This is a genomic window from Dorea longicatena (assembly GCF_025150085.1).
In the GTDB taxonomy this organism is placed as follows: domain Bacteria; phylum Bacillota; class Clostridia; order Lachnospirales; family Lachnospiraceae; genus Dorea_A; species Dorea_A longicatena.
This window is the reverse complement of the sequence record NZ_CP102280.1, coordinates 2,200,570-2,218,976: the sequence shown is the minus strand read 5'-3', so window position 1 is coordinate 2,218,976 and position 18,407 is coordinate 2,200,570. Positions and strand designations below refer to the sequence as shown.

Here is an 18,407-nt window from a genome sequence, read left to right as displayed (position 1 = left end):
ATGTGGGGCAGCTCATACCAGATGAAAGCTTTATAAAACTCCATGAGCTGATAATAGTAAAAATCATATAAAAAGAGAAAGAAAGGACAAGGAGATGAGTAGGGTACATTTCCTGGTCCTTTTCTTGATCTTTTTTAAACTTAAAATTCCATAATGACAGTCCTTGCGTTTGGTAGACAAAATACGATATAATAAAAAATGCTTGACTTAAAAAGTAAAGAGAGGTTTATGGAATGAAGAGAGAGACATTTGGATCAAGACTGGGCTTCATCCTTGTATCTGCAGGATGTGCCGTTGGTATTGGAAATGTGTGGAAGTTCCCGTACATGTGTGGACAGTTCGGCGGGGCTGCATTCATTTTAATCTATCTGGTGTTCCTTCTGATCATGGGAATCCCGGTTATGGTCTGTGAATTTGGTGTCGGACGTGCCAGCAGACACAGTGTTGCCGCTGCATATGAGACACTGGAACCAAAAGAAACAAAGTGGCATATTACGAAATGGATCGGTGTTATCGGATGCTATTTCCTGATGATGTTCTATACCACAGTTGGTGGATGGATGCTGTATTATTGCGTCAGAAGCTTCAGAGGAGATTTTGTGGGTGCGGATATGAAGACTGTATCTGCAGGATTCAGTGATATGCTAGGAAATATGCCGCTTATGGCATTCTGGACGATTTTGATATGTATCATTGGATTCGGTGTATGTGCGTTTGGAATCCAGAAAGGTATCGAAAAAGTTTCCAAGTTCATGATGACAGCACTGCTTTTGATCATGATCGTACTTGCGATCCATTCTGTGATGATGAAAGGTGCCGGAGCAGGAATTCGTTTTTACCTGATCCCTGATTTCAAACAGATGGCAGAGATTGGAATCGGAAATGTAATTTTCGGGGCTATGAGCCAGGCATTCTTTACATTATCAATTGGAATCGGAGCGATGTTGATCTTTGGAAGTTATATGGAAAAAGACCAGAGATTATTCGGAGAGGCTGTGAATATTACCGTGCTTGATACAATCGTAGCGCTGATGGCAGGTTTCATTATTATCCCTGCATGCTTTGCATACGGAATTGAACCGGGAGCAGGCCCGAGCCTTATATTTATCACGATCCCGAATATTTTCGCGCAGGTGGCAGGCGGGTGTGTATGGGGAGGATTATTCTTCCTGTTCTTAAGCTTTGCTGCATTTACGACACTGGTTGCGGTATTTGAAAATATTATTTCTTTTGATATGGATTTATTCGGATGGTCAAGAAAGAAGAGTACACTGGTAAGTCTGATTCTGATCATTATCTTAAGTATGCCATGTGTTATGGGATTCAATGTATTGGCCGGATTCACTCCACTTGGAGAAGGATCGACAATCATGGATCTGGAGGACTTCATCGTATCGAATAACCTGCTTCCGCTTGGAAGTCTGGGATATGTATTGTTCTGTACAAAGAAGAATGGCTGGGGATGGAACAGCTTCCTTGAAGAAATCAATCAAGGAGAAGGATGGAAGTTCCCGGCAGGAATCAAGGGTTATATGTCTTACGGACTGCCGCTTCTGATCATTATCATTTACCTGAAGGGATATTATGATAAATTTCAACCAATGGGAACGAAGACACTGATTGGTTGGATGATCGTGGCATTCTTATTCCTTGCATTTGTGATCGGATGCTCTTGTGGAAAAAGTAATGCGGAAAAAGTGGATAAGTAAAGTGAAAAAGTAAAAAGATGTGGAAAAAGGATAAGTTCTTTCATGAAGAGAGAAAGAACTTATCCTTTTTTCGCCATGCGTTCGAAAGAAGATGCCAATGGCAAGTCCTATATGTGGCAAAGTATGTAAGTGAATTTAATTCTTCGTCTCGTATGCTGCCTGGCGTACATCCGGGATTGCGATCAGTACCGGATATAATACAGCAGAGATAATAAGTCCGCCGACTCCCTGGATAATATTAGCAGGGATACTTGCAGCAGCGCCGCTTCCATACAGGAAGAACTCGCAGATAAAATATCCACCGGCGACGAATGCGATATCTGTAATACCTCCAAGGATAACTGCGACGTAACGGTTCTTACCGTAACGGCACATCTTCTGGTAAATCAGTCCGGATACCAATGCGACAAGCCCCTTGATCACCAGTGTGATCGGAACGTATACAAAATATCCACCGATCAGGTCAGACAGTGCAGAACCGATACCACCGGCAAGCATACCATATACAGGACCAAGGATGATACCTGCGAGGATTACGATTGCATCACCAGGATGGATATATCCGCCGGTTCCCGGTGTCGGAATACGGATGGACATTGTAGCAACACAGGCTAACGCAGCGAATAATGCTGTCATAATTATTTTTTTCAGATTGGAATTCATAACCAAAACCTTCTTTCCTTTCGTAATTGCCATTACTGTACAATAGTAGTGGCATGAGATAAAGAGCCAGTTATGAGAAAATATACCATACCAGTTGTAAAAATACTAGAAAAGAAAGGAAGTACGTGTATGAAATTTCGGGTAATCTTTTGATAAAGAAAAAGAAATCCTGTACTTTTATATAAAATCGTGCTATACTGCTACAGTTGAAATTTAATGTGATAATGCGGTAATGCGATACAAAATCAAAAATATGATTTATAAATAGGAAAGGACTAGAAGTAATGTTGGCAACAATCGAATCAATCAACAATGTGGTAAATAACTTCATCTGGGGAGTACCGGCCATGATCTGCATCGTAGGAGTAGGGCTTTTATTAAGCATCAGAACCGGATTTCTTCAGATCCGTAAATTCCCATATGCGATGAAAGTAACAATCGGCCGGATGTTGAAAAAAAGAGAAGCTTCAGACGGAGCACTGACACCATTCCAGGCAGTATGTACGGCACTGGCTGCGACCGTCGGAACCGGTAATATTGCAGGCGTGGCAGGAGCAATCGCGATCGGAGGCCCGGGTGCAGTTTTCTGGATGTGGATATCAGCACTTCTTGGAATGTGTACAAAGTTTTCAGAAGTAACGCTTGCGGTACATTTCCGGGAGAAAAACGCGGAAGGCGATCTGGTCGGAGGACCTATGTACTACATAAAAAATGGACTGAAGAAGCAATGGCACTGGCTGGCCTATCTGTTCGCGGCATTTGGTGTACTGACGGTATTCGGAACGGGGAATGCAACACAGGTCAATACCATCACGACAGCAATTGATTCAGCTCTGTATAATTATGGTGTGATCAGTGAACAGAATGTGAGTACTCTGAATCTGGTGATCGGAATTATTCTGGCAGTATTGATCGGGCTGATCCTTCTTGGAGGAATCAAACGAATCGGGCAGGTAGCGGAAAAGCTGGTTCCGTTTATGGCGGTCATTTATATTATTCTTGCAATCGGAGTTGTGATCTTGAATTACAGAAATATCCCGACAGTATTCGCTTCTATTTTTAAAGGTGCCTTTTCACCCGCATCTGTGACCGGCGGTGCAGTAGGATCTTTCTTCATGAGTATGAAAAAAGGTGTATCCAGGGGAATCTTTTCAAATGAAGCAGGACTTGGTACCGGTTCGATTGCTCATGCATGTGCGGATACAAGAAAGCCTGTAAAGCAGGGATTCTTTGGAATATTCGAAGTCTTTGTAGATACAATTGTGATCTGTACACTGACGGCACTTGTCATTCTGTGTAGCGGCGTACCGGTTGGATATGGAGATGCGGCCGGTGCAGAACTTACGATTCTTGGATTTACTTCCACTTACGGAAGCTGGGTATCGATATTTACGGCCATTGCAATGTGCTGCTTTGCATTTTCTACGATCATTGGATGGGGACTTTATGGAACACGTTGTGTGGAGTTCCTGCTTGGTACCCGCGCAAACAGACCATTTATGATATTGTATGCACTGGTAGCGATTGTCGGCGCAACTATGGAACTGGGACTGATGTGGAATATTGCAGAGACATTTAATGGTCTGATGGTTATCCCGAACCTGATAGCAGTCTTCCTGCTGTCAGGAGTTGTGGTCAGACTTGTGAAAGAATACTTTGACAGAGAGGGCAAAAATGTATAAAAGATGCCGCTTAGTCACCGGAAGGTGACTGGGCGGCATTCTTTTTATACTGACTGGGTGACATGCCTATGTAACGCTTGAAAATCTGGCCATAATATGCCGGTGAGGAAAATCCTACAAGTCCGGCAATCGTAGTAATATTCTCCCCGTCCATAAGAAGTGGAATACTGTTCTGAATCCGTGTAGACAGCAGGTAATCGAAGATGGTCATCCGCATATATTTTTTGAAAAAGCGGCAGCATTCGCTTTTGCACAGTCCGGCGTGGGCGGCGATATCTTCGAGACTGAGTTCTTCGGAAGCATGCTCCTGAAGATAAGAAAGAATGTCTTTCAAACGCTGTAAATGCTTCTGTGGATGCGGAGTATCCTGGGCAATCTGGACATAATGCAGATAAAGCCGGTGCCAGATCTCACAGAGCAGGAGATGAATACGGAATTCATAGTCAGGAAGTTCCGGCTGTTCCGCTATGCCTTCATATCCGGGAATGAAGGCATCGGAAGAAGATTGAACCTGGCAGGTTAATGTATATATTTCTTTTATGTATTCGATAATTTCATTTTGCCATGGAATTTCCGGTTTTAATACAAGTGAAGACCAGAATTCGTTGGAAGTGATAAAATCGACATATTTGGTCTGCAGGATACTGTTCTCGTAGCCATAGATGAATTTGGGATGAAATGTGACAGAGATATAATTACAGTCCTGGTCATCAATCATATATCCGGCATGTAAAGCATTACTGTTGCAGAATATCCCTTCGCCTTCTGAGATAATATAACGCTGGTCATTGACGACATATTCCATCTGTCCGGATACGAACCATGTAAGTTCGATCTCCGGATGCCAGTGCCACATGAAGGAATGCTGTTCATAAGACTGTATTGCCTCTGGGGATACCTGAACGGGGAAAGTGTAACTTCCGTGTTCTTTTACTTCTTTTTTGTTTTTTTCTGTAAGAATCTGAATACCTTTCATATCATCCTCCGTATATAAAAGTCAAAAACAAATAAAATCTCAATATTCTTATAAAATATGCCAATATTCTTATTGTGAGAATTTGCATATCTCATTATGATTATATTATAGCAATAACAGAAGACAGTCAACTACAAAAAAGTATGTAAGTGGATGTTAAAGAAGGCCTGAAACTTAAGGTATGAAAGAAAAAATGATAAAAATGTATTAAAAATGGAGGTAATGGAATGCAGAAAGAGCAATTGATCGCAAAATTTCAGGAATTATACGGAGAAGGCGGGGAAATCCGTACTTATTTTGCACCGGGACGAGTAAACCTGATCGGAGAACATACAGATTATAACGGAGGTCATGTATTCCCATGTGCACTGACAATGGGAACATGGGCAGTGGTAAGGAACAGAGAAGACAGAAAATTAGGTTTCTTCTCTTTGAACTTTGAAAAGCTTGGAATCATTGAGACAAGTCTCGATGAATTGATTCCGAGTAAAAATGCCGGATGGACGAATTATCCGAAGGGAGTAATGTGGGCATTCGAAAAGAGAGGGTATGAACTGACACATGGAATGGATATCCTGATCTATGGAAATATTCCGAATGGTTCTGGACTTTCTTCTTCCGCATCACTGGAAGTGCTGACAGGACTGATGTTAAAAGATACATTTGGATTTGAAGATCTCTCCATGATCGATCTTGCATTGATCGGACAGTATTCGGAGAATAATTTCAATGGATGCAACTGTGGAATTATGGATCAGTTCGCAAGTGCGATGGGTAAGAAAGATCATGCAATTTTCCTGGATACCAATACATTAAAATACGAATATGCACCGGTCGTTCTTGAAAATGCGAAGATTGTGATCATCAACAGTAAGGTAAAGCACAGTCTGGTTGATTCTGCTTACAATGACAGAAGAAATGAATGTGAGACTGCATTAAAGGAACTTCAGAAGGTTACAGATATAAAGACACTTGGAGATCTTACAGAGGACGGATTCGAACAGTACAAGGATGCGATCAAAGATCCGGTCAGACAGAAGCGTGCGAAACATGCGGTATATGAGAATCAGAGAACTATTCGTGCAGTAGAAGCACTCCGTAACAACGATGTGAAATTATTCGGACAGCTTATGAATGCATCTCATGAGTCACTTCGTTATGATTATGAAGTGTCCTGCGAAGAGATAGATATTCTGGTAGATCTGGCGCAGGCAATGCCGGGGGTTATCGGTTCACGTATCACCGGAGGCGGATTCGGTGGATGTACGGTCAGCATCGTTGAAGAAGGAACGGTAGATAAGTTTATCGAGGAGATTGGAAAGACATATAAAGAAAAAGTCGGACATGAAGCAGAATTCTATGTAGTAGATATCGGTGACGGAGCAAAGATTGTATAAATTCACAGAATAGAAAAAAGAACGGAAGGATCAGAATATGTTGTATGAAAATATTAAGAAACTGGTAGAATATGGTATTCAGACCGGACTGACACCGGAATGTGAGAGAATTTACACAACAAATTTATTGTTAGAATTATTCCAGGAAGATTCATATGAAGATGTAGAAATCGACAGCAGTTCCATCGAGCTGGAAGCAGTTCTGGAAGGATTACTGGATGAGGCGGTAAAAAGAGGAATCATTGAAGACAGTATCGGATTCCGTGATCTTTTCGATACGAAGATCATGAATTGTCTGGTACCAAGACCGGCTCAGGTACAGAAGACATTTGCGGAAAAATATGAAGAATCTCCGGAAGCTGCGACAGAATATTTCTACAAATTAAGTCAGGACAGCAATTATATCCGCAGATACCGTGTGAAAAAGGACATGAAGTGGAAAGTAGATTCCCCATATGGTAAGATTGACATCACAATTAATCTGTCCAAGCCGGAGAAGGATCCAAAGGCGATCGCTGCAGCAAGAAATGCAAAGAATACCGCATATCCGAAATGTCTGCTTTGTATGGAAAATGAAGGATATGCAGGACGTCTTGACCATCCGGCAAGAGAAAACCACAGGATTATACCAATCGAGATTGCAGGTGGAAAATGGGGATTCCAGTATTCACCATATGTGTACTATAACGAGCATTGCATCGTATTTAACGGACAGCATATCCCGATGAAGATTGATAAGAAAGCATTTGAGAAATTATTTGATTTCGTAAAATTATTTCCACATTATTTCCTGGGATCTAATGCAGATCTCCCAATCGTTGGCGGTTCTATCTTAAGTCACGATCATTTCCAGGGGGGACACTATACATTTGCAATGGCAAAAGCGCCGATCGAGATTAAAATTACAATCCCGGGATATGAAGATGTTGAGGCTGGAATCGTAAAATGGCCGTTATCTGTCATCCGAATCCGTCACAAAGATGAGAAACGCCTGATAGATCTGGCAGATCATATCCTCAGATGCTGGCGAAACTATACAGATGAAGATGCATTCATCTATGCGAATACAGATGGAGAGCCACACAATACCATTACCCCGATTGCAAGAAAACGTGATGGATTGTTTGAACTGGATCTGACTCTTCGGAATAATATCACAACCGAAGAACATCCACTTGGCGTTTATCATCCACATGCAGAGTATCATCATATTAAAAAGGAAAATATCGGACTGATCGAAGTTATGGGACTTGCGGTGCTTCCATCCAGATTAAAAGAAGAGCTGGAGATTCTTGCGGATTATCTGGTTCAGAAAAAAGATATCAGAAGTAATGAAAAGATTGCAAAGCATGCGGACTGGGCAGATACATTTTGTAAAAAATATGATGGGATTACAGAAGAAAATGTAATGGATATATTGAAAAAAGAAGTCGGTGAAGTATTTGTACATGTACTTGAGGATGCCGGAGTGTATAAATGTACAGAAGAGGGAAGAGAAGCATTTTTAAGATTTGTAAAAACATTATAAGATGTTAGAAAAACGTCAAAAATCAGAAGGGATGAAAAGCCCGGAAGATTTTTGGCGTTTTGTCATGTTTGAGTTGTTATGATGAAAATATAACAAAATTTTACGTAAATATAAAGTGCTGATTGTGAATAGAGATAGTAGATGCTATAATGTAAATATAATTTTTCGGGAAAAAGTATATTAAAAGAGAAATTTCAGGAGGAAACTTATATGAGATATGAAATCAAAGGAGACACATTACCGGTAGTTATCTGCTATCTGGAGGGCGGAGAGAAGATGATCACAGAAGGAGGCGGAATGTCTTGGATGTCACCGAATATGAAGATGGAGACGACTACGAATGGAGGAATCGGCAAGGCATTTGGAAGAATGTTTTCCGGTGAGCATATATTCCAGAATATTTATACCGCACAAGGTGGCAAAGGGATGATTGCATTTGCATCGTGCTTTCCTGGATCCATCAAAGCATTTGAAATCGGACCGGGGCGCGAGATGGTATTCCAGAAAAGCGCATTCCTTGCAAGCGAAGCAGGGGTAGAATTGTCTGTGTTCTTTAATAAGAAGTTCAGCTCTGGATTATTTGGCGGAGAGGGATTTATCATGCAGAAGGTATCCGGTCAGGGAACTGTATTTGCTGAGTTTGACGGACATGTAGTGGAGTATGAATTGAACGCCGGACAGGAAATTGTCGTAGATACTGGACATCTGGCTGCAATGGATGCTTCATGCCAGATAGAGATAAAGAGTGTTCCTGGAGTAAAAAATATGCTGTTTGGAGGAGAGGGAATCTTTAATACCGTGGTTCATGGACCAGGAAGGGTATGGCTTCAGACAATGCCGATTTCAAATGTAGCAGGAGCACTCGGACCATATATTACAACATCCGGTAAATAATGCCTGGAAGGACAGGAAGTATGAGAACAAGAAGTATTCATAAAGCAGCACTGACGGATGCGGTTACACCACTGGAAGAGTCTGGAAAGAAACTGGCATATAAAGCGGCAGTCGAGGGAATCGTTCTTTTAGAAAATGACGGAAGTCTGCCATTGAAGGCAGGAAAGATAGCTTTGTACGGCGCTGGTGCGAAGAAGACGATTAAGGGTGGAACAGGATCAGGAGAAGTAAATGAGCGCCATGCAGTCTCTGTTTTTGAAGGACTGGAACAATCAGGATTTACAGTTACTACTATGCGGTGGATCGAAGATTATGACCAGACATTCGAAGAGGGTGAACAGGAATATGCAGAAGAATTCAGGAAAAAACTAAGTCCAAAGAACCTGTCAGATTTTATGAACCTGATGAGCAGTCCATATAGATATCCTTATGGCCGTGCCATACAGGAGAAGGATATAGAAGAGTCGGATACAGACAGTTGTATTTATGTGGTATCCAGACAGGCTGGTGAAGGGGCAGACAGAAAACTGGATGAAAATGAATATGGGCTATCAGAGATAGAGCGGATCAATATTGCATTCTGCGCAGAAAGATATAAGAAACTGATCGTAGTGATCAATGTAGGTGGAGTATTTGATCTGAATTTCTTAAATGAAATATCCGGAATTAATGCAGTTATTTTTATGGGAGAGCTAGGTACAATGGGAGGTCTGGCACTAGCAGATGTTATTTCAGGAAAACAGACGCCATCAGGGAAACTTACAGATACCTGGGCAAAACATTACCGGGATCTTCCGTTTGCAGATGAGTACAGTTACCTGAATGGTAATCTGGATGAGGAATATTATAGAGAAGGTATCTATGTAGGATACCGCTATTTTGATACATTTCATGTGGCACCAAGATATCCGTTTGGCTATGGAATGTCGTATACTAATTTTGCAATACGGTTTGAACAGATGCAGATGGAAGGCACGAAGATTCATGTGTATACAGAAGTGGAAAATACCGGAAGAATTTATGATGGTAAAGAAGTTGTGCAGATCTATGTAAGCTGTCCGAACGGGGAGCTTAAAAAGGAAGCACAGCGGCTGACTGCATTTCATAAGACGAAGTTATTAAAGCCGGGAGAAAAGGAAAAACTTATACTTAGTTTTGATCTCCGGGATATGACCAGCTACAGGGAAAAAGATGCAGCAACGGTCCTTGAAAAAGGAGAATATGTAATTCGTCTCGGTAATTCCAGCAGGAATACCAGAGTATGCGGAATCTTGAGATTATCCAGTGAAATCATAACAGAAAAACACTCGCATATCTGCAAAATCCCAATGCATGTGACAGAACTGGAACAAAAGGAAGAAGATATCCTTCATGCAACCTGTGACTGCAGACAAAACTGGGGAAGAGGATGCGAGATTATTATTGAAAATATGGAAAAAATTCGAAGCATTCCGGTAGAAGAGGATAAGATAACAGAAGTTGTGCATGAATATGGTCCGGTTAAAATATATTCCTCAGAAGAGACAGATGCCGTGATGGAGCGTTTAACACTCAGAGACATGGCAGAACTGTCTGTGGGCGGAGGTATGACTGGATCAAGATTCTTTGAAGCGCCAGGTGCAGCCGGGGTTACGTGCACAACACTGGAACAAAAAGGAATTCCAAATGTAGTAATGGCAGATGGACCGGCAGGGCTTCGTCTGAACAAGGTTTCATCTGTGTCATTCACCGGAAAGGTAAAAGGGATAGAGCCGAATATTTCATGTATGAAATATCTTCCGGAGCCGGTTAAAAAAATCATGCTTGGAAATCCGGATAGCCCGAATCTGCTCTATCAGTTTACTACGGCATTTCCAAGCGGGATTTCACTGGCATCGAGCTGGAATCTGGAACTGGCGGAAGAAGTGGGAAATGCAGTTGGAAAAGAGATGGAATGTTATGGTGTAACCTATTGGCTGGCACCAGGACTTAATATTCACAGAAATCCACTTTGTGGACGCAATTTTGAATACTATTCGGAGGATCCACTGGTTTCAGGAAAATTTGCAGCTGCCATTACAAAAGGTGTGCAGAAGAATCGTGGGTGTTATGTGACGTTGAAGCATTTCTGCTGCAATAATCAGGAGGATAATCGCAATAAGACCAATGTGAATGTCAATGAACGAGCGCTTAGAGAAATCTATCTGAAGGGTTTCGAGATTGCGGTAAAGGAAGCGGGTCCGGGAGCCATTATGAGCAGTTATAACAAAGTAAATGGTAAATATGTCAATAACAGTTACCGACTTCTGACACAGGTGCTTCGAAATGAATGGGGATTTGATGGTTTTGTAATGACGGACTGGTTTGCAACCGGGCGTAAATATGGAAATTCGGCACATGCGATTGCATCCGGGAATGATCTGATTATGCCGGGAAGTGCAGGTGCGGTGGATGAGATTGTGAAAGCGGTGTCCAAGGGAGTGATACTGGAAGAGGATGTAAAAAGAAGTGCAGCGAATGTATTGCGTGGAGTGTTATCCAGCAGGATATATCAGGGATTTACAAGAATGTATATGAAAAAGTAAAAAGGTGAGAAGTAAGCGTGAGATTAGATAAGAAAAAAATGATTGCTGCCACAATTGTGGCATGCACAACACTTTTCATAGCAATAGGAATACATGAAAAAAAAGATACACGAAAACAATTAAAATTTGGAGCTACTTATATGACAATGAATAATCCATATTTTGTTAATATGGATGAAAATATTGAAGAGTCAGTGCAGGCAAAGGGGGATATCTTAATTACAAGAGATCCCCTGCAGGATCAGAAAAAACAAAATGAACAGATAAAAGATATGATAAATGAAGGGATTGATGTACTTTTTCTGCAACCTGTAGATCGAAATAAAGTTCGGCCTGCACTTGAACTATGTAAAAAAAAGCATATACCTGTATTTGTTATTGATTCTGAAGTGTCGGATACAGAAGCGGTTGTATCCACGATTGTTTCGGATAACTATGATGCGGGGGTTCAATGTGCAAAAGATATGATGAAGAAAAAAACAAGTGCAAATATAATAATTGTAAATCAGAAAGCATTGAATTCAATTAATGAGAGAGTGAAAGGTTTTAGGGATACTATTAAAGGGCATCCACAATATAAGATAGTAGAAGAAAAAGAGAGTGCCGCAGAGTTTGAAATTGCAATGAAAGTTATGGAGAAAATTATTTATGAAAAGAAAAATTATGATGTTGTAATGGGTGGAAATGATCCAATTGCTTTAGGGTGCATAGCAGCGATGCAAATGACTGATAAGACGGATCAGGTTATGGTTTATGGTGTGGATGGTTCGCCAGATGGAAAAGCAATGATAAAGGCAGGATTTTTAGAAGGAACAGCAGCACAATCACCAATTAAAATAGGTGAAAAGGCAGTTCAGACAGCATACAGCTATTTGGCAGGGGAAACTGTAAAAAAACATGTTACAATACCTGTCGAATTAATTACAGCAGATAACTTAAAGTTTTATGACATGACAGGATGGCAATAATGAAAAAAAATTATAGTTTAATTTTGAGAAAGATAATATTTGCTTTTAATAGTATATCAGTGATTGGAATTGCAATATTTATTTTGTATACAACAAGAAAAATATGTGATGCATATGTTGCAAGTGATTTCTTAGAAAAAGTCAATGCGATTCCGGCAAACCCTTCTGCATTAGTAGGAGAAATTTTGGTATTAGTAGCTATAATGGGAATTTCTTTTATATGCAGAGAAAAATTTGTTAGGGAAAATACAGGAGTATATTATTTGACTTTACTTATAGATTTTTGTGCAAGTTTTTTTATTGTTTATAGATTAGATTTTAATTATAATGGGATACTTTTGTGGGTTTTTACGAATCTCATTGCACATATTAAAGACATGGGAGGAAAATATGCATTAGCAGTGATATCATTACTAAGCTATATAGGAACCAATCACGGTATTATCTCGGTAAGTACGAAAATATTTTCTGTTAGTGATTATATAAATGTATATGATATTGGAGTCCAAAAAGTATTATATTGGCTATATAATTTGCTTACATCATTAAATATTATTTTATTTTTTGTTTTTTGTGTATTCATTATTATCGAACAGAGTGGAACGATAGATGAGGTAAAAAAATTATATTTTAAATTATCGCAAACAAATGAAGAGCTACAACAGGCAAATGAAAAATTACAGGAATATGCTGTAATGAAAGAAAAAATGGGAGAAACAAAGGAGCGCAACCGGTTGGCTAGAGAAATTCATGATACATTAGGGCATACGCTAACGGGTATATCAGCGGGGGTAGATGCTTGTATAGCGATGATCGATAGTTCTCCTGAGGTAACGAAAGGACAATTGGAGCTTATTTCAAAAGTTACAAGGGATGGAATAAAAGAAGTAAGAAGGTCAGTAAGTGAATTAAGACCCGATTCTCTGGAACGTTTAAACTTGGAACCGGCAATTCGTAAGATGGTAAATGAAACAAATTCAATAACAAATACAAAAATACATTTTGAATGTGATGTCGAAAAATTGAAATTTGATGAAGATGAAGAAAATGCGATATATCGTGTTGTTCAGGAAAGTATGACGAATTCTGTACGACATAGTCATGCAAAAAATGTTTATATTACTATAAAAAAGAAATATTCCGATATTTATATTTCAATCAAAGATGATGGAATTGGATGTACTGATATGAAGAAAGGATTTGGTACAAGACATATTGTTGAGCGGATAAAGTTATTAAATGGGACAGTAGAGTTTGATGGAAGTGATGGATTTACAACAAATGTTGTAATTCCTATAAGATGGGGTGAAGAATATGATTAAAGTACTGATTGCAGATGATCAGGAATTGATTAGGCAAAGTTTGTCAATTGTATTAAATACAAAGGAAGGAATAGAAGTAACAGATACGGTTGCAAATGGACAAGAAGTAATTGCAAGTGTACGAAAAAATAGACCGGATGTTATTTTAATGGATATTCGAATGCCTAAAATGGATGGCGTACAGTGTACGAAAATAATAAAAGATAATTATTCAGAAATAAAAATTATTATACTCACAACTTTCGATGATGATGAGTATGTATATAATGCATTAAAATGGGGAGCAAGTGGATATCTTTTAAAAGGAGTATCGATGGACGGATTGACTAATGCAATACGTACTGTATATAGTGGACAGGCAATGATAAATCCAGATATTGCTACAAAAGTTGTAAGATTGTTTTCACAGATGGCAAAGGCTGATTATGTAGTTGATGTAGATCAGAAGAGAACAGAAAATCTGACTAAAACAGAATGGAAAATTATTAATGAAGTTGGACGGGGAAGTTCGAATAAAGAAATAGCGGAAAATTTGAATCTTTCAGAAGGTACTGTACGGAATTATTTGAGTGGGATATTAAACAAATTAGAGTTCAGAGACAGAACGCAATTGGCAATTTGGGCAGTACAGAATAAAGTAGCAACAAAAATAACGGAGCAATAGTAAATGAAAAAGAAAAGTATATACGGATTAGTTGTTTGCTTTTTGAGCATAATATTAATAATACTTGCATGGAACTATAGACAAAAAAATAAACCAATTGTATTGGAATTTGGCATGTTTGCTGAGAGTAATTGGGATGTTAAGAATGCGAATGCATATGTAATAATAGATGATGCAATAAAAAAATTTGAAAAAGAACATCCAGGTGTTAAAGTTCATTATGAGACAGGGATTAGAAAGGAAGATTATTCAGAATGGTTAGATAGAAAAATATTAGAAGGAGAAACACCAGATGTATTTATGGTGTTGTCTGATGATTTTTATAAATATGTGTCATTAAATGTTATATCTGATTTAGATAATCAGATTGCTAATGATAGGAATTTTAAAAAGGAGTATTTTTTTGATACAGTATTAGATATTGGAAAATATCATGAAAGTCAGTATGCGTTACCATATGAGGTAGTACCGACTTTGATGTTCGTAAATAAAACATTGTTGGAACAAGAAGGAATAGAAGTCCCAAATGAAAATTGGACATGGAGTACAATGGAGCAAATTGTTGATCAGATTACAAAGGATAAAAACGGTGATGGTGTGATCGATCAATTTGGGACATATAATTATACTTGGAAAGAAGCTGTATATTCAAATGGTGCAGAGCTTTTTGATAAAGATGGGAAAAAAGCTTTTTTTTCGGGAACAAAAGTGAATGAAGCAGTTAAATTCGTGAAAAAGTTAAATGAAATGAATGGAGGCCGTGAAGTAACACAAAATGATTTTGATTCGGGAAATGTGGCATTTATGCCGTTAGCGTTTTCTGAGTACAGGACATATAAAACTTATCCGTATAAAATAAAAAAATATACAAGTTTTCAGTGGGATTGCACAAGCATGCCGGCAGGCCCAGGAGGTCATAATACTTCAGAAGTAGATGCACTTTTGATGACTATTGGAAATAAAAGTAAACATAAGGAATTAGCATGGGAATTTCTGAAAATGTTAACTTCGGATTCTTCAATTCAAAGAGAAATATTTGAATATTCGCAAGGTGCATCAGTATTGAAATATGTAACTGGATCAAGATATGCAGAAAGCATGATTCGGAAGGATATGGATGTAGATGAGAGGGTTATTGATAATCGTTTGTTAATTGATGCGATAGAGAATGGACGGATAAATCCAAAATTCTCGAAATATCCAGAGGCTATGGCATTAGCAGAGAATGAAATAGATGATATTTACAAAAATGAAAAGAATATTGATAGTTCGCTTAAGGTATTTCAGAGAAGTATTACTAAATTTTTAAATCAATAAGAAAAGCATTACATTTGTCACATTTTTTTGTGAGAAATGTAATGCTTTTTTAGTTACAAAATACAGGTGTACAGGAAAAGGAAAATTAGTAATATTAAGACAACAAATAACAAGCAAGGAGGAAAAGAAATGAAAAGAAAATTAGTGAGCGTGTTATTGAGTGTTTCATTAGTTGCAGCAATGGTAATGGGTTGCAGCAACGGTGATGGGGACAAGAAATCTAGTTCGACGAAAACTGAATCGACGTCAAACAAAAAGGGAGGTCACAAGTTTGGGTATACTTGTATGGACGGAACGAACCCATTCTTTGTAACATTGGAAGATGAAATCAGAAAGAAAGTCGAAGCAAATGGGGACGAGCTTGTATCTGTAGATCCGGCAAATGATGTAAGTCTTCAGGTACAGCAGGTAGAGGATTTGATTTCACAGGGAATTGATGCAATGTTCCTGAATCCAGCAGAAGCTGAAGGAATTCTTCCAGCTTTGGATGCTTTAAAAGGAGCAAACATTCCAATCGTTAACTTTGATACAGAAGTTGCCGATATGTCGTATGTAACAAGTTATGTTGGATCTGATAACTACAATGCAGGTAAAGTTTGTGGAGAAGATTTAGTTAAGAAATGCCCGAAGGGTGGAGACATTATTGTTCTTGATTCACCGACTATGAATTCAATTGTAGATCGTACAAAAGGATTTACAGATGCAATCAAAGGAAAAGGATTTAACATTGTTGCACAGCAGGATGCAAAAGGGAATCTTGAAACGTCAATGGGAATTGCAGAAGATTTATTACAGGCACATGGAGATGTAGTTGCAATCTTTGGTGGAAATGATCCTACAGCGCTTGGTGCATTAGCGGCAGCAAATGCAGCAGGAATTAAGGATTGCAAAATTTACGGAGTAGATGGTTCACCGGATGTTAAATCAGAGCTTGCAAAAGGTGATTCTTTAATGGAAGGAACAGGAGCACAGTCTCCAGTTGGTATTGCTGATAAGTCTGTAGAGGTTATGTATAAAATCTTAGATGGCAAGAAAGTGAAAGACAAATATCCAGTAGAAACATTCCTGATTACAGCAGATAATGTTAACGATTATGGTACAGATGGTTGGCAGTAAACGATAGTCATTAACAAAAATATGAAAGGTGCTTTATTCAAATGAACTGGATAAAGCACCTTTTTGCATAAAAGAAAGATATAAGTGGGTGATATTTTGAGTGGTACAACATTGCTAGAAATGAAACATATACACAAAAAATTCCCAGGTGTATATGCATTAAAGGATATTAATTTCGAACTTCGAACGGGGGAAGTTCATGCATTACTAGGTGAAAATGGAGCCGGAAAGTCTACGCTTATCAAAGTGTTAGGCGGAATTTATACAGCAGATGAAGGCGAGATAATTATAAACGGTAAAAAAGTAAATATAGATGGTGTAAAGGCTGCACAGGCTAATGGAGTAGCGATTATTCATCAAGAATTGGTTTTGGTTCCGTATATGACTGTAGCTGAAAACATTTTTTTGGGACGAGAACCGATGAGTTCCGGATTTGTTGATAAAAAGAAAATGAATCATGATGCGCAAAAATTGTTAGATGACTATCAAATGGGAATACAAGCTAATCAGTTAATTAAAGAATTAACGATAGCACAGCAGCAGATGGTTGAAATTGTAAAAGCAATTTCTTATAATTCAAAAATTTTAGTTATGGATGAACCAACTTCTTCGATTTCAGATAAAGAGGTAGCATTTTTGTTTAAGACAATGAGGAGTCTTACTTCCAAGGGAGTAGGTATTATATATATTTCTCATAAGATGAGTGAATTGGAAGAAATTTGCGATAGAGTAACTGTTATGCGAGATGGAGAATATGTAGGTACTGAAGTTGTAAAAAACACTACAAAAGATGCATTAATTGCAATGATGGTTGGAAGAGAATTGACTAATTACTATACAAGAGATTTTGAAGAACATGAAGAAGTTATTATGCGATGCGAAGGAATCTCAGATGGTGAGCTGGCAGAAAACGTAAGTTTTGAACTTAGAAAAGGTGAAATATTAGGCTTTGCCGGATTGGTTGGAGCTGGAAGAAGTGAAGTAATGAAAAGTATATTTGGGCTTATGCCAAAAAGTACAGGAGATATATATCTGGAGGGTAAAAAAGTTACTATTAATTCACCAATTGATGCTATGAAAAATGGCATTGCACTTGTTCCGGAAAATCGTAAACTCGAAGGTTTATATTTGGTACAAAGTGTCAGGTTTAATTCAACGATAGAAGTTTTAAACGAGTTCATTAAAGGTATTTTTGTAGACAATTCTAAAGAAAGAGAAATTACACAAGAATATATTGATAAAATGGCAACCAAAACACCTTCACAGGAACAAGCTATAGGTAATCTGTCAGGAGGAAATCAACAAAAGGTATTAATTGGTCGTTGGCTTGCAACACATCCGAAAATTTTAATTCTTGATGAGCCTACAAGAGGTGTAGATGTAGGTGCAAAATCAGAAATATATGCAATTATGAATAAATTGGCAAAACAGGGAATGTCAATTATTATGATATCTTCTGAGTTACCAGAAATTTTAGGAATGAGTGATCGAATCTATATAATGGCACATGGAAAGATGAGAGGCTGTATTAGTCATAAAGAAGCAACGCAGGAAAGCGTTATGATGCTGGCAGCTGAATAGGATGGGCATAATAAAGGAGGAAAAAA

General features: G+C 38.6%; 14 protein-coding genes. 12 read left to right on the top strand and 2 right to left on the bottom strand.

Annotated elements, in window-relative coordinates; translation table 11 throughout:
- The first annotated feature begins 233 nt into the window (after positions 1 to 233).
- Positions 234 to 1,709: a sodium-dependent transporter gene (locus NQ508_RS10550; protein ID WP_006428501.1), complete on the top strand. Its 1,476-nt coding sequence runs from the start codon at positions 234 to 236 to the stop codon at positions 1,707 to 1,709.
- A 135-nt stretch (positions 1,710 to 1,844) separates the two neighbouring features.
- Here the strand turns inward: NQ508_RS10550 and NQ508_RS10545 are convergent, their stop codons facing one another.
- The gene (locus NQ508_RS10545) at positions 1,845 to 2,372 is read right to left on the bottom strand and encodes an ECF transporter S component (RefSeq protein ID WP_044920411.1); all 528 of its coding nucleotides are present in this window, start codon (positions 2,370 to 2,372) and stop codon (positions 1,845 to 1,847) included.
- A gap of 284 nt (positions 2,373 to 2,656) precedes the next feature.
- Here NQ508_RS10545 and NQ508_RS10540 point away from each other — a divergent pair, with 284 nt between their 5' ends.
- The gene (locus NQ508_RS10540) at positions 2,657 to 4,054 is read left to right on the top strand and encodes an alanine/glycine:cation symporter family protein (RefSeq protein WP_006428503.1); all 1,398 of its coding nucleotides are present in this window, start codon (positions 2,657 to 2,659) and stop codon (positions 4,052 to 4,054) included.
- Positions 4,055 to 4,064: 10 nt separating this feature from the next.
- On the opposite strand, the gene NQ508_RS10535 is transcribed toward NQ508_RS10540, so the two are convergent.
- Positions 4,065 to 5,030, bottom strand: coding sequence for an AraC family transcriptional regulator (locus NQ508_RS10535; protein WP_006428504.1), 966 nt, complete (start codon positions 5,028 to 5,030; stop codon positions 4,065 to 4,067).
- A 227-nt stretch (positions 5,031 to 5,257) separates the two neighbouring features.
- Between NQ508_RS10535 and NQ508_RS10530 the strand changes: the two genes are divergently transcribed.
- The 10 genes from NQ508_RS10530 (at position 5,258) to NQ508_RS10485 (ending at position 18,381) form a co-directional block, all read left to right on the top strand.
- Positions 5,258 to 6,427: a galactokinase gene (locus tag NQ508_RS10530; protein WP_006428505.1), complete on the top strand. Its 1,170-nt coding sequence runs from the start codon at positions 5,258 to 5,260 to the stop codon at positions 6,425 to 6,427.
- A 37-nt stretch (positions 6,428 to 6,464) separates the two neighbouring features.
- On the top strand, positions 6,465 to 7,955 hold the full coding sequence (gene galT, locus NQ508_RS10525) for a UDP-glucose--hexose-1-phosphate uridylyltransferase (protein WP_006428506.1): 1,491 nt from the start codon (positions 6,465 to 6,467) through the stop codon (positions 7,953 to 7,955).
- Positions 7,956 to 8,165: 210 nt separating this feature from the next.
- Positions 8,166 to 8,849 carry a TIGR00266 family protein gene (locus NQ508_RS10520; RefSeq protein ID WP_006428507.1) on the top strand — a complete coding sequence of 228 codons (684 nt, stop codon included), beginning with the start codon at positions 8,166 to 8,168 and terminating at the stop codon, positions 8,847 to 8,849.
- A 20-nt stretch (positions 8,850 to 8,869) separates the two neighbouring features.
- A complete protein-coding gene (locus NQ508_RS10515) occupies positions 8,870 to 11,413 on the top strand; it encodes a glycoside hydrolase family 3 protein (RefSeq protein WP_155116000.1) in 2,544 nt (847 codons plus the stop codon).
- A gap of 17 nt (positions 11,414 to 11,430) precedes the next feature.
- A complete protein-coding gene (locus tag NQ508_RS10510; protein ID WP_130096176.1) occupies positions 11,431 to 12,381 on the top strand; it encodes a sugar ABC transporter substrate-binding protein in 951 nt (316 codons plus the stop codon).
- Positions 12,381 to 13,703, top strand: coding sequence for a sensor histidine kinase (locus tag NQ508_RS10505; RefSeq protein ID WP_242654790.1), 1,323 nt, complete (start codon positions 12,381 to 12,383; stop codon positions 13,701 to 13,703). Before NQ508_RS10510 ends, NQ508_RS10505 begins: the two co-directional genes overlap by 1 nt.
- Complete coding sequence (locus NQ508_RS10500; RefSeq protein ID WP_006428511.1) at positions 13,696 to 14,367, top strand: response regulator transcription factor; 672 nt, start codon at positions 13,696 to 13,698, stop codon at positions 14,365 to 14,367. The genes NQ508_RS10505 and NQ508_RS10500 overlap by 8 nt, the downstream gene beginning before the upstream one ends.
- Before the next feature lie 3 nt (positions 14,368 to 14,370).
- Positions 14,371 to 15,684: an ABC transporter substrate-binding protein gene (locus NQ508_RS10495; protein ID WP_006428512.1), complete on the top strand. Its 1,314-nt coding sequence runs from the start codon at positions 14,371 to 14,373 to the stop codon at positions 15,682 to 15,684.
- A 129-nt stretch (positions 15,685 to 15,813) separates the two neighbouring features.
- Positions 15,814 to 16,800 carry a sugar ABC transporter substrate-binding protein gene (locus NQ508_RS10490; protein ID WP_044920413.1) on the top strand — a complete coding sequence of 329 codons (987 nt, stop codon included), beginning with the start codon at positions 15,814 to 15,816 and terminating at the stop codon, positions 16,798 to 16,800.
- A gap of 96 nt (positions 16,801 to 16,896) precedes the next feature.
- A complete protein-coding gene (locus tag NQ508_RS10485) occupies positions 16,897 to 18,381 on the top strand; it encodes a sugar ABC transporter ATP-binding protein (protein WP_044920482.1) in 1,485 nt (494 codons plus the stop codon).
- Positions 18,382 to 18,407: the final 26 nt, after the last annotated feature.

What these genes read in the sequence shown, in the direction of transcription:
- NQ508_RS10550 (WP_006428501.1), top strand. Translation starts at nt 234, where the DNA reads ATGAAGAGAGAGACATTTGGATCAAGACTGGGCTTCATCCTTGTATCT.
- NQ508_RS10545 (WP_044920411.1), bottom strand. Translation starts at nt 2,372, where the DNA reads ATGAATTCCAATCTGAAAAAAATAATTATGACAGCATTATTCGCTGCG.
- NQ508_RS10540 (WP_006428503.1), top strand. Translation starts at nt 2,657, where the DNA reads ATGTTGGCAACAATCGAATCAATCAACAATGTGGTAAATAACTTCATC.
- NQ508_RS10535 (WP_006428504.1), bottom strand. Translation starts at nt 5,030, where the DNA reads ATGAAAGGTATTCAGATTCTTACAGAAAAAAACAAAAAAGAAGTAAAA.
- NQ508_RS10530 (WP_006428505.1), top strand. Translation starts at nt 5,258, where the DNA reads ATGCAGAAAGAGCAATTGATCGCAAAATTTCAGGAATTATACGGAGAA.
- galT (WP_006428506.1), top strand. Translation starts at nt 6,465, where the DNA reads ATGTTGTATGAAAATATTAAGAAACTGGTAGAATATGGTATTCAGACC.
- NQ508_RS10520 (WP_006428507.1), top strand. Translation starts at nt 8,166, where the DNA reads ATGAGATATGAAATCAAAGGAGACACATTACCGGTAGTTATCTGCTAT.
- NQ508_RS10515 (WP_155116000.1), top strand. Translation starts at nt 8,870, where the DNA reads ATGAGAACAAGAAGTATTCATAAAGCAGCACTGACGGATGCGGTTACA.
- NQ508_RS10505 (WP_242654790.1), top strand. Translation starts at nt 12,381, where the DNA reads ATGAAAAAAAATTATAGTTTAATTTTGAGAAAGATAATATTTGCTTTT.
- NQ508_RS10500 (WP_006428511.1), top strand. Translation starts at nt 13,696, where the DNA reads ATGATTAAAGTACTGATTGCAGATGATCAGGAATTGATTAGGCAAAGT.
- NQ508_RS10495 (WP_006428512.1), top strand. Translation starts at nt 14,371, where the DNA reads ATGAAAAAGAAAAGTATATACGGATTAGTTGTTTGCTTTTTGAGCATA.
- NQ508_RS10490 (WP_044920413.1), top strand. Translation starts at nt 15,814, where the DNA reads ATGAAAAGAAAATTAGTGAGCGTGTTATTGAGTGTTTCATTAGTTGCA.